16 protein-coding genes are annotated in these 21,124 nt (G+C 67.6%); 4 read left to right on the top strand and 12 right to left on the bottom strand.

Annotated features, from left to right (window positions below; translation table 11 throughout):
- From NV401_RS10220 to NV401_RS10210, 3 genes are all read left to right on the top strand, one after another.
- Nucleotides 1–327 (top strand): DUF485 domain-containing protein, encoded by a 327-nt coding sequence (locus NV401_RS10220; protein WP_261294312.1) that lies wholly within the window; start codon nucleotides 1–3, stop codon nucleotides 325–327.
- Entirely contained in the window at nucleotides 324–2,027 is a 1,704-nt protein-coding gene (locus NV401_RS10215; protein WP_261294311.1) for a cation acetate symporter, read from the top strand. Before NV401_RS10220 ends, NV401_RS10215 begins: the two co-directional genes overlap by 4 nt.
- Nucleotides 2,028–2,155: 128 nt before the next feature.
- Complete coding sequence (locus NV401_RS10210) at nucleotides 2,156–4,156, top strand: TonB-dependent receptor (protein ID WP_261294310.1); 2,001 nt, start codon at nucleotides 2,156–2,158, stop codon at nucleotides 4,154–4,156.
- 18 nt (nucleotides 4,157–4,174) lie between these two features.
- Here NV401_RS10210 and NV401_RS10205 read toward each other — a convergent pair whose 3' ends face one another.
- The 11 genes from NV401_RS10205 to NV401_RS10155 form a co-directional block, all read right to left on the bottom strand.
- On the bottom strand, nucleotides 4,175–6,166 hold the full coding sequence (locus tag NV401_RS10205; RefSeq protein WP_261294309.1) for a hybrid sensor histidine kinase/response regulator: 1,992 nt from the start codon (nucleotides 6,164–6,166) through the stop codon (nucleotides 4,175–4,177).
- The gene (locus NV401_RS10200) at nucleotides 6,159–6,797 is read right to left on the bottom strand and encodes a chemotaxis protein CheC (RefSeq protein WP_261294308.1); all 639 of its coding nucleotides are present in this window, start codon (nucleotides 6,795–6,797) and stop codon (nucleotides 6,159–6,161) included. Before NV401_RS10200 ends, NV401_RS10205 begins: the two co-directional genes overlap by 8 nt.
- Nucleotides 6,794–7,174: a response regulator gene (locus NV401_RS10195; RefSeq protein WP_261294307.1), complete on the bottom strand. Its 381-nt coding sequence runs from the start codon at nucleotides 7,172–7,174 to the stop codon at nucleotides 6,794–6,796. The genes NV401_RS10200 and NV401_RS10195 overlap by 4 nt, the downstream gene beginning before the upstream one ends.
- 79 nt (nucleotides 7,175–7,253) lie before the next feature.
- Nucleotides 7,254–7,499 carry a hypothetical protein gene (locus tag NV401_RS10190; protein ID WP_261294306.1) on the bottom strand — a complete coding sequence of 82 codons (246 nt, stop codon included), beginning with the start codon at nucleotides 7,497–7,499 and terminating at the stop codon, nucleotides 7,254–7,256.
- On the bottom strand, nucleotides 7,496–9,454 hold the full coding sequence (locus NV401_RS10185; RefSeq protein WP_261294305.1) for a chemotaxis protein CheA: 1,959 nt from the start codon (nucleotides 9,452–9,454) through the stop codon (nucleotides 7,496–7,498). Before NV401_RS10185 ends, NV401_RS10190 begins: the two co-directional genes overlap by 4 nt.
- A complete protein-coding gene (locus tag NV401_RS10180) occupies nucleotides 9,454–10,302 on the bottom strand; it encodes a CheR family methyltransferase (protein ID WP_261294304.1) in 849 nt (282 codons plus the stop codon). The genes NV401_RS10185 and NV401_RS10180 overlap by 1 nt, the downstream gene beginning before the upstream one ends.
- Nucleotides 10,299–11,360, bottom strand: coding sequence for a chemotaxis-specific protein-glutamate methyltransferase CheB (gene cheB, locus NV401_RS10175; protein WP_261294303.1), 1,062 nt, complete (start codon nucleotides 11,358–11,360; stop codon nucleotides 10,299–10,301). The genes NV401_RS10180 and cheB overlap by 4 nt, the downstream gene beginning before the upstream one ends.
- The gene (locus NV401_RS10170) at nucleotides 11,357–12,727 is read right to left on the bottom strand and encodes a chemotaxis protein CheW (protein ID WP_261294302.1); all 1,371 of its coding nucleotides are present in this window, start codon (nucleotides 12,725–12,727) and stop codon (nucleotides 11,357–11,359) included. Before NV401_RS10170 ends, cheB begins: the two co-directional genes overlap by 4 nt.
- A 4-nt stretch (nucleotides 12,728–12,731) precedes the next feature.
- On the bottom strand, nucleotides 12,732–14,609 hold the full coding sequence (locus NV401_RS10165; protein ID WP_261294301.1) for a methyl-accepting chemotaxis protein: 1,878 nt from the start codon (nucleotides 14,607–14,609) through the stop codon (nucleotides 12,732–12,734).
- A 260-nt stretch (nucleotides 14,610–14,869) separates the two neighbouring features.
- Nucleotides 14,870–15,865: a ribosome small subunit-dependent GTPase A gene (rsgA, locus tag NV401_RS10160; protein WP_261294300.1), complete on the bottom strand. Its 996-nt coding sequence runs from the start codon at nucleotides 15,863–15,865 to the stop codon at nucleotides 14,870–14,872.
- A 204-nt stretch (nucleotides 15,866–16,069) separates the two neighbouring features.
- On the bottom strand, nucleotides 16,070–18,958 hold the full coding sequence (locus NV401_RS10155; protein ID WP_261294299.1) for a TonB-dependent receptor: 2,889 nt from the start codon (nucleotides 18,956–18,958) through the stop codon (nucleotides 16,070–16,072).
- A 173-nt stretch (nucleotides 18,959–19,131) separates the two neighbouring features.
- On the opposite strand from NV401_RS10155, the gene agaR reads away from it, so the two are divergent.
- A complete protein-coding gene (agaR, locus tag NV401_RS10150; RefSeq protein WP_261294298.1) occupies nucleotides 19,132–19,908 on the top strand; it encodes a transcriptional repressor AgaR in 777 nt (258 codons plus the stop codon).
- 54 nt (nucleotides 19,909–19,962) lie between these two features.
- On the opposite strand, the gene NV401_RS10145 is transcribed toward agaR, so the two are convergent.
- On the bottom strand, nucleotides 19,963–21,069 hold the full coding sequence (locus NV401_RS10145; RefSeq protein ID WP_261294297.1) for an amidohydrolase family protein: 1,107 nt from the start codon (nucleotides 21,067–21,069) through the stop codon (nucleotides 19,963–19,965).
- Nucleotides 21,070–21,124 lie beyond the last annotated feature (55 nt).

Below are 21,124 nucleotides of genomic sequence, written 5' to 3'. Positions count from 1 at the left end.
ATGTCGACCCCCGCACCCGATCACAGCGCGCTCGAAGCGCGCATCGCCGCCGACCCGCGCTATGCTGCATTAGTGCGCGACCGGCAGCGCTTTTCCTGGCTGCTGACCGCGATCACCGTGGCCGTCTATAGCGGTTTCATCTCGCTGATCGCGTTCGATAAGCCATTGATGGCGCGGCCGATCGGCGGCGGCACGGTCAGCCTGGCGGTGGTGCTGGGCGCGGCGATGCTGATCGGCACCGTGGCGATCTGCGCGGTCTATGTCCGCCGCGCCAATGGCGAATATGACGCGCGGCTGGCCGATCTGCTGACGAGCCTGCGCTCGTGACGCGCAGCCTGGTGCGCAGCGCCGGCCTCTTGCTGCTGCTCGGCTGGGCGACCGGCGCCAATGCCGCGATCGCCGGCGCGGTGCAGCGCCAGCCGACCAACTGGACCGCGATCCTGATGTTCGGCGGGTTCGTCGCGATCACGCTGTGGATCACCGGCGCGGCGGCGCGGCGCACGCGCACGGTTTCGGATTTCTATACCGGGGGCGGGATCACCGGGTTCCAGAACGGCCTCGCGATGGCGGGGGATTATTGCTCGGCGGCGTCGTTCCTCGGCATCACCTCGCAGATCTTCAACGATGGCTATGACGGGCTGATCTATGCCATCGGTTTCCTCGTCGGCTGGCCGATCGTGCTGTTTCTGGTCGCCGAAAAGCTCCGCAACCTCGGGCGGTTCACCTTCGCCGATGTCGCCTCCTATCGCTTCCTGCAGGGCCCGGTGCGCAGTTTTTCGGCGATCAGTACGTTGTTCGTCGTGTCCTTCTACCTCATCGCGCAGATGGTCGGCGCGGGGCAGTTGATCCAGCTCCTGTTCGGCCTGCCCTATCTCTATGCGATCATCGCCGTCGGCGGGCTGATGATGGTCTATGTCCTGTTCGGCGGGATGCGCGCGACCTCCTGGGTGCAGATCATCAAGGCGGTGATGCTGCTGTGCGGCGCGACCTTCCTGGTGGTCGGCGTGATGGCGCATGTCGGCTTCTCGTTCGAGGCGCTGTTCGCCAAGGCCGTCGCGGTGAAGACCAAGCTCGCGCTCGAAAGCGGCCTGTCTGCGGGCGATGCCGCGGCGAAGGGCCGCGCGATCATGGGGCCGGGCGGATTCATCAAGGATCCGATCTCGGCCTTGTCGTTCGGCTTCGCGCTGATGCTCGGCACCGCCGGGCTGCCGCACATCCTGATGCGCTTCTTCACCGTGCCGGACGCGCGCGAGGCGCGCAAATCGATCATGTGGGCAACGGTGTGGATCGGCTATTTCTACGCGCTGACCTTCATCCTCGGCTTCGGCGCGATCGTGATGATCTCGTTCAATCCGGAGTATGTCGATGCGGCGGGCGCCCTGCGCGGCGGCAACAACATGGCGGTGATGCACCTCGCGCATGCGATCGGGGGCAACCTGTTCCTCGGCTTCATCTCGGCCGTCGCGTTCGCCACCATCCTCGCAGTGGTCGCCGGGCTGACGCTGTCGGCCGCCTCGGCGATCAGCCACGACATCTATGCCAGCGTGCTGCGCAAAGGAGCCGCCGATCCGACGAAGGAGCTGCGTGTGTCGCGCATCACCACGATCCTGCTTGGCATCTCGGCGATCATCCTCGGCGTGGTGTTCGAGAAGCAGAACGTGGCGTTCATGGTTAGCCTGGCCTTCGCCCTGGCCGCCTCGGGCAATTTCCCGGTGCTGGTCATGTCGCTGCTGTGGAAGGGCTGCACCACCAACGGGGCGGCGTGGGGCGGGGCTATCGGGTTGCTCGCGGCGTTCGGGCTGACCGTGCTGTCGCCGGTGATCTGGGTCGCGGTGTTTGGGTTCAATCAGGCGATCTTCCCGTACAGTTCGCCGGCGCTGTTCTCGGTGCCGGCCGGCTTCCTGGCGATCTGGCTGATCTCGGTGCTCGATCGATCGCCCCGCGCGGCACTCGACAAGGCCGCTTATCCCGCGCAGCGGCTGCGCTCCGAGACCGGGATCGGGGTGCACGAGGCGGCGGCGCACTGAGCCGGCCGTGCAGCGGCCGGCGTGCCTCGGCGCAGCGCCACGCGATTTTGCGGGACTGAGCGCGATTTGGGGCTAAGGGGCTGGCTCGGATCTCCCCTGTGCCCGCGTCTTGAAAGTCTCCGTCCGCCATGCGTCGCCTTGCCCTGCCGTCGATCGCCCTGATCCTGCCCGTGCCCGCCTTCGCGCAGGACATGCCGGCCCCGCCGCAGGAGGACATCATCGTCCTGGGCAGCGGCCTGCCGCTTCCGCCGGGCACGCCGGCCTATGGCGCGGCGATCATCGATCGCGCGCGGCTGGTCGACGAGGCGTCCGACCGCGTCGAAAACGTGCTCAAGGACGTCGCCGGCTTCCAGGAATTCCGCCGCTCGGACAGCCGCTCGGCCAACCCTTCCGCGCAAGGCGTCACGCTGCGCGCGCTGGGCGGCAATGCCTCGAGCCGAGCGTTGGTGCTGCTCGACGGCGTGCCGCTGGCCGATCCCTTTTTCGGCTATATCCCGTTCACCGCCTTGTCCGGCGACCGTCTGTCCGGCGTGCGGATCACGCGCGGCGGCGGGGCGGGGGCATTCGGCGCGGGCGCCGTGGCGGGAACGGTCGATCTGGTCAGCGCGACGCGGTCCGATCTGCCGACGGTGTCCGGCAGCGCCTTCTATGGCAGCAACGATGCGATGAGCGTTTCGGGGGCGGTGTCGCCCGATCTGGGCGGCGGCTATGCCACGATCTCGGGCCGGTTCGAGCGCGGCGACGGCTTCTTCACCACGCCGCGCGAGCAGCGCGTCGCCGCGACGTCGCGCGCGCGCTATCGTGACTGGTCAGCCGGCCTGCGCACGGTCGCGCCGCTCGATGCCCAAACCGAACTGCAATTTCGCGGGCTGCTGTTCGGCGACAATCGCACGTTGCGCTTCCGGGGCGCCGACAGCTCCTCCGAGGGCGCGGACGCCAGCGCGCGGCTGGTGCATCGCGGCGCCTGGAAGATCGACGCGCTGGCCTATGTCCAGGCGCGCAATTTCAGTAATCGCGTGGTCAGCTCGAGCAACTTCCGCCTCACGCTCGATCAGCGCAACACGCCGTCCACCGGCATCGGCGGCAAGATCGAGCTGCGTCCGCCGGTTGGGCCGGACCATGTGCTGCGCATCGGCATCGACGCGCGGCTGGCGGAAGGCGAATTGTTCGAGGACGCCTATAGTACGGCGACCGGCCTGGTGACGGCGCGACGCAACGCCGGGGGCAGGACCAGCACCGCCGGGCTGTTCGTCGAGGATGACTGGACGATCGGCCGGCTGGTGCTGACCAGCGGCGTGCGCGCGGACCGCTGGACCATCAGTGACGGCTTCTACCGCGAGCGCGATGCCAGGAACGTGCTGGCCGCGGGCAGCCGCCGCTATGCCGATCGCGCTGGTACCGAGGCGACCGGCCGGGCTGGCGCCTTGTTCAGGGCGAGCGACGCCATCGCAGTGCGCATGGCCGGCTATACCGGCTTCCGCCTGCCGACCCTTAACGAACTGTACCGGCCGTTCGTCGTGTTCCCGGTCACCACCCAGGCCAATGCCGATCTTGGCCTGGAAAAGCTGCGCGGGGTCGAGGGCGGGGTCGATCTCACCCCGGCGCCAGGCGCCCGGATCGGCGTCACCGTCTTTTACAACCGGCTGGCAGGCGCGATCGCCAATGTCACCATTGCCAGCAACCTGCGCCAGCGTCGCAACGTCGACGCGGTAATTGCCAAGGGGATCGAACTGACCGCCGGATATGCGCACGGCCAAGTCTCGCTCGACGCATCCTACGCCTATAGCGACGCGCATGTCGCGGATGCCGGTGCGCTCCACGGCTTCACCCCGGCGCAAAGCCCGCGTCATGCGGCCAGCGCGACCCTCGGCTGGGCGCCGGCGCCGCGCTGGTCGCTGTCGGGCACGATGCGCTATGTCGGCAGACAGTTCGAGGACGATCTCGAGACGGACGTGCTGCCCGCGGCGCTGACCGTGGATGGTGCGGCGCGCGTGCCGGTATCCCGGCACGTCTTGATCGTCGGTCGCGTCGAAAATGCCTTCGACGCACGCGTCGTGACGCGCAATCAGGCGGGGTCGATCGATCTCGGCACGCCGCAGACATTCTGGCTCGGGATCCGGCTTAACTGAGCGGGCCGATCGCTCCCTTCAATCGAGCAGTTCGCGGACCTTGGCGGCCAGCGACACATAGGTGAACGGTTTGGGCAACAGGTCGAGCCCCGGTTCGAGCCGCCCATCGCGCACGATCGCGTCGCGCGTATAGCCCGATGTGTAGAGGATCCTGAGCGAGGGTTGCAGGATGCGGGCCTGTTCGGCCAGCTCGCTGCCCGACATTTCGGGCATCACCACATCGGTAAGCAGCAGATCGATCGCCGGTTCGCCGGCGACGATCGTGCGCAGCGCGGTCGGCCCGTCCGGCGCCTCGACGACGCGGTAGCCAAGCTCGCGCAGGATTTCGACCGTATAGGTCCGCACATCCTCGTCATCCTCGACCACCAGGATCGTCTCCGAGCGGTTGCCCGGGTCGATCGCCACGCTGCCGTCCGGCGCCGGCTGATCCGCCACCGTCATCGATCGTGGCAGATAGATGCTGATCGTCGTTCCGGCGCCGAGATCGGACTGGATCTCGATATGGCCGCCCGATTGCTTGACGAAGCCATAGACCATCGACAGGCCGAGCCCCGTGCCCTTGCCGACATCCTTGGTGGTGAAGAACGGATCGAACACCTTGGTCGCGGTGTCGGGCGACATGCCGATGCCGGTATCGATTACCACGATCGCGACATAGGCGCCGGGGGCGACATAGGAGGGCAGGCTGGCCGATGGCTCGATCACCAGGTTGCGCGCCTGGATCGTCAGGTCGCCGCCGCGCGGCATCGCGTCGCGCGCATTGACCGCCAGATTGAGGATGGCGTTTTCGAGCTGGTTGGGATCGACCTCGATCGTCCAGAGCCCGGGATCGGTGCGGACGTCGATCGCGATCGCCTCGGTGATCGAGCGGGTCAGCAGATCCGCCATCCCGCCGAGCAGCCGCGCGACATCGGTCGGCTTGGGATCCAGCGGTTGCAGGCGCGAGAAGGCAAGCAGGCGCTGCGTCAACGCCGCGGCGCGCTCGGCGCCCTTCTGGGCATTGTCGAGCGAGCGGCGCACGCGCGGATCCACGGCCGACCCCAGGCGCCGGGTGACGGTATCGATATTGCCGATGATGATCGTCAGCAGATTGTTGAAGTCGTGCGCGATCCCGCCGGTCAGTTGGCCCACCGCTTCCATCTTCTGGGCCTGACGCAGCGCATCCTCTGCCTGGCGGCGTTCGGCGATCTCGGCCCGCACGCGCGCCTCGAGCGTGTCGTTGAGTTCCTGCAACCGCGCCTCGGCCCGCTTGGCCGCGGTGACGTCGTAGAGCACGCCGGTAAATCGATAGCCGGCGGTCGCACTGTCGCGCTGGATTTCGCCGCGCCGCGCGACCCAGCGCTCTGCGCCATCGTCGCTGCGGCGGATGCGGAACTCGCCGTGCAGCGGTTCGATACCACCTACGCCGTGCTGGTCGGCCTCGGGAATGATCGGGGGTTCGCCCGGGCAGATCAGGCTGTTGATCGTGCGCACCGGCAGCGTCCGTGCCGGGTGCAGCCCGAGCAATTTGCAGAATTCGGTCGAAACGGTAGCGGTGGCGAACCCATCGACATATTCGAATGTGCCGACCCCGCCGGCGCTCTGTGCGATGCGCAGCCGTTCCTCGGTGCGCTTGCGCTCGGTCACGTCGATCAGCAGGCCGGTGAAGCGGACCGGCGCGTCCTGCGCATCCAGATGGCCCTGGCCGCGGCCGTGCATCCAGCGCACCGTGCCGTCGCCGGTTTCGACGCGGAATTCCTTCGAGAAGACTTCCGCACCGCCAAGAATGCCGGCGACGGCGATCTTCATCCTGGCGCGATCCTCGGCGTGGATCGCCGCAAAGAAGGTCCCGGTCGGCACGCCCTCGCGGCCGGCCTGCGCCGTCAGCCCGTACAGCTCGGCGAAGCGTTCGTCGAAATACAGCCGCTTGCCGGGCACATCCCAGTCCCACGTGCCGCTGGCGCCGGCGGCGGCCAGCACCGCGCGCAGCCGTTCGTCGGCGTTCTCGCCGTCGACCGGCGTATCAACCATCGGTACCGACGACCCGGACAATGAATTCGTCGAGCAACAGCTTGAGCGCGTTGAGCGAGGGCAGATCCATCAGCATCGCGATATAGCCGCGGATGTCACGTTCGCGGATCGCGAAGTCGATATACAGGAACAGCACCAGACCGTCGGACGGCGATCCCTCCCACACGTCGAACAATTTGGCGCCGTCGCCGCGCAGCACTTCCGGGATGGTCATCGATAGCGAACGCTGCAGCATGTTGGCCATCGTCGCCAGGCAGCTGTTGAGAATCACGTTGCCGGTCTCGGCAAGGGCCTCGCCCTCGATGTCGAGCACTTCCTGGGCGCTGAGCGCGTCGCCGGTAACCGCGCGGACCAGCTCAAGACTGTTCGATTCGGGGAAGATGAGCAGCGCGCGGCCGCAAAACGGGCCGTCGAAATCCTGCCGGACCGCAACGAGCTCGGCGATCTCGCGCTCGCCGATCAGCCGCGCGGCGCGGCGCTGCGTGACCACTTCGATCGCCGGAACGGACAGATGGACCTGCGCACCGACCATCTTGCGCAGGTTGGACGCGGCGCGGCTGACGCCGATATTGACGATCTCGGTCAGCGCATCGGTTTCGAGTTCGCTCAGCGCGACCGCGTCCGGGATCATTGCTTGGTGCGCAATCGCAAGGCGGCTCCGGAGACGAACCCCTTCAGCCCGTCTGCGGTCACCGGCTTGGGCACGAACGCCGCGCCGACCGCGCGTGCGCGCGCGATCACCTCATCCTGCACATTGGCGGTGATGATCGCCAACGGCATGTCGGGATGCAGCGCGCGGAGCTCGGCGGCGAAGACCAGTCCGTCCTTCTCGCTCATGTTGAAATCGATCAGCGCCAGATCGATCTGCTGGGTCGCGAGCAGCGCATGCGCCTGTTCCGCACTATTGGCCTCGACCCGCTGCCATTCGGGCTGCAATTCGTTCAGTGCTTTGGCGGCGACGATCCGGGCCAGCTTGCTATCATCGACGATCATAACGGTGAGAGGCATTGAATACTCCGGTACAGCCGGTCAGACGGACCGGTCGTTTCGTCCATAGAACATTCACGCCGCTACCGGTAGCGGCCTTTCATTCCGGTGACCGCGCCAGCACCGGCACGATGAAATCGCGCAGGAAGGGATCGCCGGGCGGCGCAGCGATCGGGCGACGGGCGGCGAGCAGCACCTGCACGACGGCGAGATGCAGCCGCGTGCACTGCGCCAGATCGATCGCCGCAGCCGGCTGATCGAGGAGCAGCGCCAGCAACGTCTCGGCATCCTCGACGGCACAATCGCCGTCCAGCCGGACCACGCCGGTATCCAGCCGCACCGTCATGCGATGAGCACCGGCAGATCGAGCACCAGCAACACGCTGCCGTCGCCGAGCAGGGTGGTGCCGGCCACGCCAGGAATATGGGCCAGCAACCCCGCTTTGGGGCGGACCAGACCATCGATCCGTGCGCCGAAGCCATCGACGATGATGCCGACCGGCTCGACCTCGGTCTGCGTGACGAGCAATTTGGTAACGGACACCGGTTCGGGCGGCGTCGTAGGCTCCTTGCCGCCGAGCAGGGCGGCAAGGCTGAGCACCGCCACGGTGCGATCGCGCAGCACGCAGGCGCGGCCCGACCCGACCGGCACGATCCGCGCGCTGGGCACGCTGGCGGTCTCCAGGATGCTATCAAGCGGTATGCCGTAGCGTTCCTCCCCGCAGCGCACGATCAGCAGCCGGGTCAGGATCGCATCGAGCGGCAGGCGCAGCCGGATCGCGCTGCCCTGGCCGACGATGCTGCTGATATCGACCCGGCCGCCGAGCCGTTCCACCACCGTGAGCACTGCGTCCATGCCGACGCCGCGGCCGGAGATGGCGGTGACCGCGCTGGCAGTGGAGAAGCCCGGCGCGAAGATCAGCCGCAACGCCTGCGCGTCGTCGAGCGCGTCGGCGGCCTCGCGGGCCAGCACGCCGCGCGCCACCGCCACCGCGCGCAGCCGGGCCGAATCGATCCCGGCGCCGTCATCGGCGATCTCGATCACCACCGCATCGCCCTCGCGCCGCGCGGCAACGGTAAGCCGGCCATGGTCTGGCTTGCCGGCCTGGCGCCGCGTTTCGGGAGGTTCGATCCCGTGATCGAGCGCATTGCGCACGATGTGCAGCAGCGGCTCGAACAAGTCGTCGGCGATGGATTTGTCGATCTCGGTCTGCTCGCCGGCAATCTCCAGCGTCACGCTCTTGCCGAGCGCGTCGGCGATCTCGCGCACGAGCCGCGGCAGCCGTCTGAGGCTCGGTCCGATCGCGACCATGCGCACGTCGCTCACCGCGCGGCCGAGATCGCCGACGGCGCGCGCGAGCGTGGCGTGCGCCGCGCGGATCCGCGCTGCAACCCGCGGCTCGGTGCGCGCGATCTCGTCGGCCAGATGGGCCAGGGCATTGTTGGCGACGATCAGTTCGCCGACCCCGTCGGCTAGGGCGTCGATCCGCGCGCCATCGACCCGGAGCGGCGCGGCGCGCGGCGGCGCCGGGGCCGCGGGCGCGGTGCTCAGCGGAGGCCGGGCCGGGGCGGGCGGCGCGACGGCGACGATCTCGACCTGATCGATGACGAAGCGCAAGGCGCGGCGCAGCTCGGCCAGCGGCGCCCCGCTGATGCCGGTAAGCGTGACCATACAATCGAACGGCGTGAGCGCGTCCAGCGCCGGCCAGTCCGTGGCCGGCATGATCTCCAGCACGCGGAGATCGGCAATCGCGGCGACGATCGCCAGCGGATCGTCCCCGCGGAAAAAGCAATCGCCGTCGGGCCGGTAGCGGAACGCGACCAGTGCGCCGTCCCCCAGCGCGTGCGCATGCGCCGCGAGCAGCGCCTCAAGCCACGGCGCGGGCGCCGTGGGATCGATCGCCGCCGGCGCGTCGCTGCCGCCCGCCATCCCCGCCATCCCCGCGATCAGCGCGTCGGCCGCCGCGTCGGCGCTGTCGGGCAGCGCGCCATGCTGCGCCATCGCGTCGATCCAGGTGTCGGTCTGGTCGATCAGCGCGACCAACGTCGCGAGGTCAGCCGCGGTCAGCGTCTTGGTGCCCGCGCGCATGCGCTCGAGCAGATCTTCCGCCGCGTGCAGCGCCCGCCCGGCGGCGGCCATATCGAAGATCGCGACCGAGCCCTTCAGCGTGTGGATCGCACGGAACGCGCTGTCCATCGCCGCGCCGTCGCCGCCGTCCCGCGCCAGGGCGGTAAGATCGTCCTCGGCCTGCGCGATCAGCTCGCGCGCCTCGACCAGGAAATGGGGCAGCAGATCGTCCATCACGGCTTGCGATAGACGATCGCGTCGTCCAGCCGCACCAGCGTGAAGCGATCGCTGATCCGCGCCATGGATTCGCTGTGGCCGAGGCAGAGATAGCCGCCGGGATTGAGGCAGTCGTAGAGGTTCGCCGCGGCCGCCGCGCGCGATGCATCGTCGAAATAGATCAGCAGGTTGCGGCACAGGACGACATCGAACTTGCCCTGCGCGGCGACGCTGGCGGGATCGACGAGGTTGGCGGCGGTGAAGTGCACGGATTCGCGCAGATCATCGATGATCTTGCGGCTATGGCGCTGCTCGGGTTCGAAATAGGCCTCGCGCACCGCATCGGGCAGGCGCGCCAGCGAGCGGGCGTTGAAGCGCCCGGCCGCGGCCCTGGCGACGGCCGCCGTGTCGATGTCCGAACCGACGATCTCGATGTTGTACGCATCGACCAGCGGCCAGTTCTCCAGCAGCCAGAGCGCGATCGAATAGGGTTCCTCGCCGGTCGAGCAGGGCATCGACCAGATGCGCACGAGATCGCCGGGGCGGCGCTGCCGGACGATCTCGGGCAGGATCGCGTTGCTGAGCGCCGCAAGCTGGTGCTCCTCGCGGTAGAAATAGGTTTCGTTGACGGTGAAGGCGTTGACGATCTGCTCGGCCTCCGCCCCGGTATCGGCGAGCGCGAGATAGGCGCGGACGTCGCGCGCGCCGGTCCGCGCGATGCGATCGGCGATGCGGCGTTCGATATAATAGCGCTTGCTCTCGCCGAACGTCATGCCGGTGTGGCGATAGATCAGCCGCGAGACGCGCTCGAGGTCGTCGGCCGAGAGAATGGCGGGCGCACGCGCGGCCGGCGCGGTGTCGGTCATCGTCGGACCAGCTGGGCGACGAGCGCGGGCGCGATGCGATCTAGCGGGACGATCGTGGTGGCGCCGCCGCTGCGCACCAAGGCGCCAGGCATGCCCCAGACGATCGCGCTCTCCTCCGCTTCGGCGATGACATGACTGCCGCGCGTCTTCAGCTTGGTCATCTCGTCCGCTCCGTCGGCCCCCATTCCGGTCATCAACACGCCGACGACCCGATCGGGCCCGTACAGCGTTGCGGCGCTGGCGACGAGCCGATCGACGCTGGGATGCCAGTGGAAATCGGGGCTGCTCGGCGCGGCCATCGCGACGATGCCGGTGGCGCGGCGGGCGAGGATGAGATCGGCGTCCCCGCGGCCGATATAGGCACGGCCGGGCGCGATCGGCGTCGCGCGGGCGACCTCGCTGACGTTCAGCGCGCACAGCCGGTCGAGCCGCCGGGCGAGCGGGCCGGTAAACGACGCTGGCATGTGCTGCGCGACGACGATCGGCCAGGGGAAGTCGCCCGGCAGCGCGGCGAGCAGTGTTTCGAGCGCGGGTGGCCCGCCGGTCGAGCAGCCGACCAGGACGACGCCGTCGGCGGCCGAGGCGGTCGACGGCAGCGCTGCGGCGGGGCTCTCGCGGCGCGCATGCTGCAGCCGGATCCGCTCCGCCAGCCGCCGCGCGCGCGGCAGCCGCGCACCCGCTGCCGCGCGCACCTTGTCGATCAGCAGCGGCGCGAGCTGGTCGATCACCAGCGACATCGCGCCGGCCGGCTTGGCGATGAAATCGACCGCGCCCAGCGCCATCGCTTCGAGCGTCTCGTCGGCGCCCTGCGCGGTCAGCGCGGAGACCATTACCACCGGGGTCGGACGCTCGAGCATGATCCGGTCGAGGCAGGCGAGTCCGTCCATGCCGGGCATATGGATGTCGAGCGTGATCACCTGCGGCTGGAAAGCGTGTACCTGCGCGATCGCCTCCTCGCCGCTGCGCGCCACCGCCACCGTGAAGCCCGCGGCGGCGAACAGATCGCCGAGCAGCCGGCGCATCAGCGCGGAATCGTCGACGACCAACAGCCGGATCATGCCGTCGCCCGCCCGCCCATCGCCGCAATCAGGTCGCGTTCGGCGCGATCGAGCAGTTCGCCGGGCGACACGATCAGGATCATCGCCGCGCCGTCGTCCGGCGTGGCGATGCGATCGAACACGCGCGTCTCGTCCGCGCCGAGCTCGGGCGCGGGCTGGATCGCGGCGCGCGGCAGGCGCACGACATCCGACACCGTATCGACGACGAAGCCGGCAAGCGTCCCGTCGAGCGCAACCACCACCACGCGGCGGCGTGGGCCGCTGGCGGCGACGCCGAGGAAGCGGCGATGCTGATCGATCACCGGCACGATCTGCCCGCGCAGGTTCATCACGCCTTCGACGAAGGCCGGCGCGCGCGGCAATGCGGTGAGCGTGGCGGGCAGGGCGGTGACTTCGCTGACCACGCCGATCGGCAGGCCGAACTGCTGCCCGCCAAGCTGGAAAAGCAGGAATTGTTCGCTGTCGTCGCGATCGTCACCGGTCATGATGGTCTCCTCGGCAGGCTGCGGCGCCAGGGGCAGATCGGCGTGCAGCAACTGGTCGGCAGCGAGCACCGAAACCAGCCGCTGCCCGTCATCGAGCCGGCAGATCGCCTGCACGCGTGCCTCGCCGCCGTCGCCGCGCGCGAGCGCCGCCGGGAGCGCGTCGATCGCCGCCGGATCGACGCGCAGGATCGCGCGCACCCCGTCTACCATGAGCCCGATCTGCCGCGTGCCGATCCGCACCACGACGACCCGCTGTCTGCCGGCGCTCGCCGTGCCGCGCGGCAGGCCGAGCAGGCGATCGAGCGCGAGCAACGGCAGCAGCTGGCCGTGCAGCGCGATCGTGCCCACCACGACCGCGTCGGCATCGGGCAGCAAGGTGATGGCGTCGGGCAGGCGCATGACGCGGTCGATCCGGTCGAGCGGCAGGGCGAATTCCTGCCCGGCGGCGAGAAAACCGAGCAGCACGACCCGCGCCGCTTCGGCGGTCGGTGCGCGCTCGATCACCGTGCCGATGCCGAGCGTGCGGTCGATCGCGCGCGGCGCGCCGAAGATGGGCTCGAGCAGCGCATCGGGGTCGAGGAGCGCGGCCGCGTCGTCGCCCGTGCCGGGGGCAGCGACCATATCGACCAGCAGGCCGAGCGGATCGGCGCGATCGAGCACGATCACCCAGCTGGCGGCGCTCGCCGCCTCGTCGATCAGCGTCGCGAGCGAAACGATCGGCAGCACCGTGCCGCGCAGATTGGCAAGCCCGGCCAGGCTGTCGGGTGCCAGCGGGACGCGCGTCAGCACCGGTCGACGTGCCACTTCGCGGACGCGCTCGAGCGGGAGCGCGAAGCGCTGCGTGCCGACACGGAAGCTCAGCCGTCGCCCGATCGCCGTCACCGGATCAGGCCGACTTGTCGAGCAATGCACCCGCCAGCGAGGCGATGTCCTCGATCGCCACGGCGAGCGCCTCGGCGGCCTGCGCCTGCTGCCGCGCCGCGCTGCCCGCCTCGCGCGCGGCCGCGGCGGCTTGCTCGGCGGTGGTGGCGATCTGCAGCGTGCCGCCCTGCACCTCGCGCACCGCACGGAACATCGCTTCGGCACCGTGCAGCGTCGCTTCGCTCGCGTCGCGCGCCGCTTCGAGATCGCCGACGATCTGCCCGAACCGCTCGACCACCGCGCGATTGCGCACCTCCTCGTTCTCCGACGCGCCGACCGTCTGATCCAGATCGCGCCGGACGATGGCGATGCCATCCTGAATCGCCCGCACCACATCCTTGGCGCGCTCGGCATTGCTGCCCGCGTCGCGCGCAAGATTGCGGATATCGCCGGCGACGGTGGCGAAACCGCGCCCCGCGTCGCCGGCGCGCGTCGCCTCGACCGCACCGCTCACCGCCAGCATGTTGGTCTGCACGGCAACCAGCGCGAGCGCATCGGTGATCTTCTCGATCCGCCGGGCCGTTTCGGCCAGGCCGCCAACCAACGTCAGCAGGTCGCGCGTTTCGGCAAGCGACATTTCCACGCCGGTGGCGAGCGCGCCGATCGTGTCGCTGCCGCGCCGCACCGAATCGGTAATTGCGGCGATCCGCGCCAGCGCGGCGGTCGAGCGTTCCTGCGCCGCCAGCGCGGAGCGCTCGATCTGCGTCATCGCGCTGCTTGCCTGTTGCGTGGCCGCGGCCTGGATCTGCGCACCGCGGCCGATCTGCTCGACCGCGACGAGGATCTGGCTGGATGCGCCGGACAGTTCCTGCACCGTGGCGGAGAGTTGCTCGGCGGCGGCGGCAAGCTCCTCCGCGGCGGCGGCGCTCTGCCCCTCGTCGTGCAGCCGATCGGTCTGTTGCGACAGCGCTTCGGCAGTCTGCTGGCTCTGATCGAGCGATTCGCTCTGCTGCTGCACGGCCTGCTGCGCTTCGGCCGCGGCGGCGGATTGTTCCTCGGCCGCGCTGGCAACCTGTTCCGCGCCGCGCTGCGCCTCGCGCGCCGCGCGGTCGGCCTCGATCGAGGTCAGCAGGATGGCTTGCGCGCCCTCCACCACCAAAGCGAGATCGCCGCGCGCCGCATCCAGCGCAGTGACCACGGTACGGCCCGAACCGGCCTGATCGACGGCCAGCGCCGCAGCGCTACGCACGCGATCGGCGACGGTACGAACTTCGTCCGACACGTTCAGCGCCAGCGACTGGATCTCGCCCGCGCTGGTTTCCGACGATTCGGCCAGTGCGCGGACTTCGTCGGCGACGACCGCGAACCCGCGCCCGTCGTCGCCGGCGCGCGCGGCCTCGATCGTCGCGTTGAGTGCAAGCAGGCTCGTCTGGTCCGAGATATCGGCGACGGTCTGGCCGATCTCGCCAATATCGCGCGCCGCCTGTTCGAGCGCGGCGATAATCGTCACCGAGCCGGTCTGGCGTGCCGCGCCGAGCTCGATCGCTGCCACCGCGCCATCAATCTGGACGTTGATCTCGACGAACGCGGCCTGGACCAATTCGGCCTGGCGTCGCGACAGTTCGGCGCGGTCGCGCGCATCGCCGAACCCGCTGGCCAGCGCACCGATCAGTTCGAGCGACTCCTGCGCGGCACCGGCGGCCTCCTCGGCGCCGCTGGAAATCTGGTCCATCGAGCGTTGCAGCTCGGCCGCCGCGGCAGCGGATTCGGCGAGGCCGCTGGCAAGTTCCTGCGTTGCGGCATCGATCCGTTCGGCGGCGCTGGCGGGGCGGCGCGCATCGCGCCGTTTGGCGCGCGGCGCAGGGGCGGGTGCCGGCGCGGCGACGTCCGTCGCTGCTGGCATGTCGCGTGAGGGTCGGGCAGCGATCTTCGACGTCTTCACCAGGGCCATGGACAGATCTCTATTGAGGAACGAGCAGCGGCTCTACCTGAGCGCGGTACGCCGCGCCAGCCGCGCCAGCCGCTGAGCGGCTGCCGCGACTGTCCTACGACACGGCGGTGCCTGTAGCATTCGCCGCACTCCAGCCTCGTGCCGCGCTGTAGTGCCTGCACCCGGAGGCGGTGGGCATGGTCGTCGACCGGTCTCCGCCGGTGCGCTCGATCCTAGCGTGATCGACGCCTGCCAGGCAGCCGCGCGACGCTGTCCTCGGCAGCGAGCTTGCGCCAGCGGTCGAACCGCTCCGGCGTCAACGCGCCGGTCGCCAGGCCGGCCTGGACCGCGCAGCCCGGCTCCACGCCGTGCGAACAGTCGGAGAAGCGGCAATCTTCCGCGGCCAGCGTGAAATCGTCGAAGATTTCGGCGATGCCGCTGGCTGCGTCGGGCAGTTGCAGTTCGCGCATGCCGGGCAGGTCCAGCAGCCAGCCGCGCTGTTCCAGGCGATGCATGCGCCGCACGGTGGTGGTATGCCGCCCCGTATCGTCTTTCGCGCGGACCGCCTGCGTGGCGATGCTGTCCGAGGCGCGCAACGTATTGACCAACGTCGATTTGCCCACGCCCGACGAGCCGAGAAAGGCAACGGTCCTGCCTGGGCCGCACCAGGCGGCGAGGCGGGCGACCTGCGCGGGATCGCGGCCATCGACGGCTTCGACGTGCAGGCCCGGCTCGATCGCGCGCGTCGCGGCGACGAAGGCTTCTGGCGTGTCGGTCAGATCGGTCTTGGTCAGCACCACGACCGCATGGACCCCGACCTCGCGCGCGAGCACGACATAGCGTTCGAGCCGCGCGACGTTGAAATCCTGGTTGCACGAAGCGACGATGAACACGCTGTCGACGTTCGCGGCGATCATTTGCTCCTTGTGCGGATCGCCCGGTGCGCGCCGCTTGAACAGGTTCATCCGGTCGAGGACGCGGATCGGCTGCAGCGTCTCGCGATCGATCAGCAGCCAGTCGCCGATCGTCGGATGCGCGTCGGTCGGCTCAGCCCCGGGAATATAGGGTTCGATCAGGTGGTGCGCGCCGGCACCGGACACTTCGATCTTGCCCCGGTGCACCGCCATGACGCGTACGGGTTCGGCGCCGGGCATGTCCGCGGGGCCGAGCTGGTCGCTGAAATGTGCCCTCCAGCCGAGCTCGATAAGCGTCGTTTCGGTTACTGTCATAAGCGGATTGAGCATCGTCCCGCCGCCTACACCAATTTTCGGTCACCCGATATGGGCGTGTCAGGCAGCAAATGGGATAGCAACCGAACCGTCAATCGCCCATCGTGGCGATACGCGGACCTCACGAGCAAATCGCTGCCGCGGCCGGCATGGGGGCGGATGTGCCGGCCTGTTCGACTACGCCGCCCCCTGCCGCGCGTATGGCTACAGGCGGCCGCGGATGCCGAAGAAGAACGAGCGGCCGGAATATTCGTAGAAGTTCGGCACGTTGCCATAGGTGTTGAAGCGCTTGATCGCCGAGCCGAGCAGGTTCGAGCCCTGGCCGTAGATCGAGATATTGTCGGTCAGGTCATAGGACAGGCTGGCGGACATTTCGTGATAGCCGTCTTCCTTGACCGGCAGATAGCCGAGATTGCCGGACTGGGCATATGTGTAGCGCGACTGATAGCTGTACGAGACCTGCGCACCGATGCCGTTCTTTTCGTAGAACAGCTTCGTGTTGGCCGAAAACGGGATCGCGCCGGGCAGGCCGGTGGTCACGTCGCCCGAGGTGGCGCGCGAATGGTTGTAGGTCAGGTTGGCCTGCACGCCCAAACCGTTGTCGAGGAAATATTGCCCACCGACCTCGAGGCCATAGACCTTGGCGCTGTCGCCGTTGATCACCTGATATTCGACGAAGTCGAACGCCTGTTGCTGATTGGCGGGCTGCGCGCTCGGCGTAATCGTGACGTCAACCGGCACTGTCGAGACGAAATTGGTGATGTGCTTGTAGAAGGCGGCTGCCGTCAGCGCGAGGCGGTTGGTCGGGTAATATTCGAACGATACGTCGAACTGATCGGCGCTGGTCGGCTTGAGATTGGGGTTGCCGGCATCGTAGATAATAAACGTCCCCGACTGAGCCGAGGTCGCGTCCTTGGCCGGCGAGAGTTCGCCAAAGCTCGGTCGCGAGATCGCCTGCGATGCGGCGAGGCGCACCCGGAAGCCGTCGGCCAAGTCGTAGGAAAAGTTGGCCGCCGGGAGCAGGCGCAGATAATCGCCGCCGCCGTTGATCGCTTCGACCGGATTGAAGTTCACGTCGTTATCCTGCGTGCCGACGCGCGGGATGATGCTGGCGATCGTCGCGCCATAACCGGTCGACGAGACCTTGGTGGCGACCAGTCGGGCGCCGATCTCACCACGCCAGCGCGGCCCGGCAAGGTTGAACTGGACGTAGCCGGCCCAGGTCCGCTCGTTGATACGATAGGAAGCAGGCAGATCGGGCTGCACGATCTGCGTGGAATAGCCGGCGGGGTAGGGCGACAGGGCACAGCCGGGGATCGGCGTGCCGGTGGCGTCGAGGCAACTGTTGGGATCGAGGATCGCCGGGTTGTTGTCGGCCCGCGACAGCGCCGCAAGATAGGTATCGATGTTGAAGGACGGGAAGTTGCGCGGGAAATTGCCCGGTAGCTTGTCCAGGATGCCGCCGGTGCTCGCCTGCACCACCGACGCCCCCAATTGGCCGAAGGTGAAGGGGTAGCCGCAATAGTTGCACGACGTGGTGTACTGATTGTCGATCGTGTCGACGGTCTTGCGACGATCGGTCCACGCGCCGCCGAAGGTGATCGACTTGAACGTGTCATTGTCGACCTCATAGGTCAGGTCGAGTTTCGCGCCCTGCGTGCGATCCTGGATGTCCTGGCCCTGGATGCCGATATAGTGGGCGCGGAAATCGTCGTTGGTTGCCGCGGACAGGGGGCGGCCACCGGGGATCGAGATGTCGAGATCCGGAATGCTGCCGTCTCGCGTCGCGAAGGTAGCGGAGGCGCCGGTGATGCCGGCGACGACGAAGCGGTTCTGCCCGCCGCTATTGTCGCGTGCCTTGCCGTAATAGCCGTCGATGGCGACCTTCAGCCGATCCGCCGGCTGCCAGTCGATATGACCGCCGAACTGGTAGGTCTCGCTGTTACGCGGCTCGTCGGTGGTCAACACCTCGGCGACGAGATCGTTGACCTTGAAGCCGGTGACGACGTTGTTGGCGTCGACCGTGATCGATGCGGGATCCCAGCGCAGCGAGCCGTCGTCACCCAGTGGGTTGAGATAGTTGGACGAGCGGTAATTGTGCTGCGTGACGTTGAACTGGCTGTAGATGCCGTCGATCGTCACTTCGAACGTGCTGGACGGCTTCCACTGGAACGCGCCCGCTGCGCCGATCCGCTCGCGCTCGCCCTGCACGGTGCCGACGCTGTAATAATCCGGCCAGATATAGGCCGGGCCGTCTTTGTTGGGATCGACTTTGCCGTCGCGGTTAAAGTCGACACCGTACGCCGCCTCGGTGCCGTCGGTGATCGAATATTCGCCGAGATTGTCGGTGCGGAACTTGTACTTGTTGTAGCTGGCGCCGACCATCACGCCCATCGTGTCGTTGGCGAAGGTCGTGCTGATCACGCCGGTGACCTTGTAGCCGCCCTTGTCGACCAGGTCGTTATACTGACCCTCGACCGAGCCCGACGCGTGCGTGCCAGTCCGATCGAGCGGACGCGCCGTACGCAAGTTGATATTGCCGCCGATGCTGCCCTCCAGTTCGGACGATCGCACCGCCTTGGACACTTCTGCGCCAGAGATGATTTCCGAGGGGAGGACGTCGAAGGCGAACGAACGATCGGCGCCATCGGTCGGCAAGATGCGGCCGTTGAGCGTGGTGATCGCGAAATTCTCGCCAAGGCCGCGCACGGTAACCGAACGGCCTTCGCCGCGTCCGTCACGCCCGACGGTCACGCCGGGAATGTTCGCCAGCGCTTCGGCGACATTGCGGTTGGGGAACTTGCCGAGTTCCTCGGCCGAAATTGCATCGATGATCGTCTCGGCATTGCGCTTGGCCTGGATCGACCGCAACAGGCTGCCGCGAACGCCGCGCACGACGATATCGTCGCCGGCGTCGGCGCCGTCGGTAGCGTCGGTTTGCTGGCCCGGGTCAGTCAGCACAGTGGCGGGGTCGAGCTCCGCAGTGGTCGGGTTGGCTGGAACGGTCTGGCCGAGCGCGGCGGGGGCGGTCAACAATGCGGCCGCACTCACGCCTGTGAGCACCATCGTCCGCCACGTCAGTCGCTGCGTCATCGCCAATTCCCCTTGAGCATGCACGTGACCGTCTTCGAACCGATCCATGCGATTTATTGCGTTTGGGTATCGCGAACGTAGCGAAACTGTCAAATAGAAAAGAAACGAAACTTACCGCTTTGTTGTGCGCGCGAATGTTGGCTGATATGCGTCAGCCCAAAGGAGGATACCCCATGTCCGTCACTCGGGACACTAGCGGCCGGCGACAACAGATCAGCGCGTTGGTACGCGAACGGGGGAGCGTGCAGGTTGTGCCGCTCGCCGCCCGCTTCGGCGTGTCGATGCAGACGATCCGCAAGGATCTGCATTATCTTGCCAAACGCGGCGTAGCCGAGCGTTCCTATGGCGGCGCGATTTCGACCGACGCGGTCAATGTGGTGGCCGAACCGCCGGTCGAAGCCAAGCGTGCGATCAACGTCGACGAAAAGTCGCGGATCGGCGCGCTGGCGGCGGCAATGGTCATGCCAGGCGATTCGGTGGTGCTCGATTCGGGCACGACCGCGCTGCAGATTGCGCTGCACCTGGCAGACATCGACGACGTCACCGTGCTGACCAACGATCTCGACATTCTCTGTGCGCTCGCAGGCAAGGAGCGGATCAACGTGGTGATGCTGGGCGGCACGTTGCGCCGCCGCAACCGTGCCTTCTACGGCGCGCAGACCGAGAGCGCGCTGGACGAGTTGCACGTCGACAAACTGTTTCTGGGAGTCGATGGGTTCGATATCGAGCGCGGCATCACCACGCACTACGAGCCGGAGGCCGCGCTCAATCGCAAGATGGTCAAGGCCGCGGGGCAGGTGATCGCGGTCACCGACCGATCCAAATTCGGGCGGGTCTGCCTGCACCGGATCATCAACGTGGGCGAAATCGACGATCTGGTGACCGATGGCGCCGACGATGCGATGCAGGCCGCTGCCGACCGACTGGGCTTCCGCCTGCACGTCGCCTGAAGCAGCGCTTCCATCGGCCGGAGCGGGGTCGGTCGTGACAATGCCGCCGTGCGCTTACCCTTTGAGCTTGAAGAACCGTCGCGCATTCTTCCAATAGATTTTGTCGATCACCTCACGCGGCAGATCCAGGCCCTTAGCGTCAGCCTTGATCGCCTCGACACGCTGGCCAAGCGGCGTCGCCAGATAGCGCCAGTCCGCGCGCCACACCTGATCCGCTTCCTTTGCAAAATCGCCGGTGGTCGGCGGGTTCTGCGCGCGTGCCGCGGGGTCGGGCGGGCTGTCGGTAAGATCGGTGCCGTAGAGGATGCGATCCTGATATCTGACGAAGAAAGCACGTACTTTCGCGATATCGGCGTTGGATTGAACCTGCAGATTGGACATCCGCGCAGCCAGATCGACCACGGTGTTGGGATAAGCATCGAAGAAGCGTGCCAGCTCGTCGACGCTCCATTCCAGGCTCGCCATATGGGCGCCATCGAACGCTAGCCGGGGATGCCGCGCCACGAAGCGGTCCCGCGCCGCCATCAGCGCCTCGTAGCTTGGTTCCTCGGGGTGAAGGTACATGTAATATTCGGGATGCGCCTTGAAATAGGACCGGTCATTCTCCGTCGTCATCTGATCAAGTGGCAGCCAGCAATTCTTCGGCTCGGCCTGGTGCGCGATCAACGGAATGCCGCGCTTTTCGAGATGCGCCATCACCCCGTCGAAGCGCGGATCATCGAGGAACACCCGCTTGCCGGCGGCATCGGTCGCGACCATCCCGATATTCTTCCACACTTTTACCGCCACCGCACCACGCGCGAACGCGGCGTCCAGCGCGGCATTGGTGCGCGCGGTCCAGCCCGGCGTTCCGAAGCCTTGCATCGATAAAGTGGTGGCAAAATGGAAGTGCGCAGCGTCTTGCGTGCGCATCTGCCGGGCGATCGTCGCCTGAAGAGCGAGCGGCGGGAAATCAGGATAATCGACGTTGATCGATAGCAGTTCGACACCGTCACGCTTCGCCACGGCAAGAAAGCGCGGATCGATGATATTGGCATGGACGTGTGCGTCGAACTTGCGCACCCGCGCAAAGTCCGCCTCGGTATAGCCCGGCGTTGGTACGGTAGCGCCGACGAGCAAGGCCGAGCCCGCCAATAGAAGTATCGCCTTCAACGATCGCATCCTCGATCTCCCAACAATCCAAACGAAACGAAACAAAACGATATATTAAATTGCG

Source organism: Sphingomonas hylomeconis, assembly GCF_025370105.1.
GTDB lineage: Bacteria > Pseudomonadota > Alphaproteobacteria > Sphingomonadales > Sphingomonadaceae > Sphingomonas > Sphingomonas hylomeconis.
The sequence above is the reverse complement of the archived record's forward strand: the minus strand, read 5'-3'. Positions and strand labels throughout refer to the sequence as shown.